The sequence below is a fragment of the Photorhabdus temperata genome (assembly GCF_025384845.1).
GTDB classification, from domain to species: Bacteria; Pseudomonadota; Gammaproteobacteria; order Enterobacterales; family Enterobacteriaceae; genus Photorhabdus; species Photorhabdus temperata.
In genome coordinates this window covers 1-919 of the sequence record NZ_JAJAFX010000187.1, presented here as the reverse complement: position 1 = coordinate 919, position 919 = coordinate 1, and the positions used below count along the sequence as shown (strand labels likewise).

Here is a 919-nt window from a genome sequence, read left to right as displayed (position 1 = left end):
CTGTTGCAGTGGTGGCCTGTACCTCTGCCGCTTCCTGCATCGGCACGGCACTGTCGAGCAACAACCCGAAGGCCCGTTCCGGCTCAGCGACCTGACACAGATAGCCGTTGGCATCCATGCCCTCGGGGAACACCACCCGGAACACGGTGATACCGACGGCGGTGAGTTCGGCGGCCAGTTTTACCGCCGCTTCATTGCCTGCCGGATCATTGTCGTAGGCGATCAAGACCTGCTTAACGCCATGCCGCCGAAACGCCTGCCGCATCTCATCGGTGAAGCCGTTCACCCCATAGGCGGCGGTGACATGGCGGTGACCGGCCACCCAGAACGACAGGGCGTCGATCAGGGATTCACAGAGGATGACCGTCCCTGAACTGATCAGCGCCGGCTCATTCCATATCCCGCCATGTGCGCCGGGAAGGTACAGATGCAGCGGCGTTCCTTTACGTAAACGGTCGGTGATTTTGCGCCCGTAGATCTCGCGGATCTGGCCGTTCGGGTCGATAACCGGTATCACCAGCGAACCGGTAAAGTGCTCGTGCCCGCTGTCGCGCATCAGCCCCACGGCCCGAAGACGGGCGCGGATCTGTGCGCCGGCCTGCACCGCCTTGATGGGCAGGCGATAGGCTAACGTGCGGTTGGCAAAGCCCAGTTTAAACTGGGCGACTAATTCCGGGTGGTTGAGCCGGCGTTTTTCCAGATAAGCCAGGGCTTCGGGGGCATTCAACAGCGTATGATGGTAGAACCCGACGACCCGACTGAGCAGCGCCTGCCGTCCGGCGTCATCATCGGCCAGCATGGCGGGTTCATCCGGTTTCACCAGCGGGGCCACCGAGGGGTTATCTCCCAGTATCCCGCGCAACTGTTCCACGGCCCGGCGCAGACTTAAGCCTTTGGTTTTCATTACCCAGTCCAGCAC

The 919-nt window shown here is 61.8% G+C and carries 1 protein-coding gene; it reads right to left on the bottom strand.

The features are described from left to right. The coding region (locus LGZ99_RS24490) for a toprim domain-containing protein (RefSeq protein WP_262979854.1) at nt 1–919 on the bottom strand (919 nt) is incomplete at both ends.